Below are 319 nucleotides of genomic sequence, written 5' to 3'. Positions count from 1 at the left end.
TGTGTTGATCGAGACGCTGGTCGCGTTGGGTGCGCGGGTGCGGTGGGCGTCGTGCAACATCTTCTCGACCCAGGACCACGCCGCTGCGGCGATCGCCGCCGCCGGGATCCCCGTCTTCGCCTGGAAGGGCGAGACGTTGGAGGAGTACTGGTGGTGCACGGAGCAGGCGTTGACGTGGGCGGATTCCCCGACGGGCGGGCCCAACACCATCCTCGATGATGGTGGTGACGCGACGGTGCTGCTGCACAAGGGGGTGGAGTACGAGAAGGACGGGAAGGTCCCGGATCCTTCGACGGCGGAGAACGACGAGCACCGGGTC

1 protein-coding gene is annotated in these 319 nt (G+C 67.4%); it reads left to right on the top strand.

Annotated elements, in window-relative coordinates:
• On the top strand, positions 1 to 319 hold a 319-nt coding region (locus tag IF27_RS29710; protein ID WP_190233162.1), incomplete at both ends, for an adenosylhomocysteinase.

The organism is Streptomyces avicenniae (assembly GCF_000719135.1).
GTDB lineage: Bacteria > Actinomycetota > Actinomycetes > Streptomycetales > Streptomycetaceae > Streptomyces > Streptomyces avicenniae.
The sequence above is the reverse complement of the archived record's forward strand: the minus strand, read 5'-3'. Positions and strand labels throughout refer to the sequence as shown.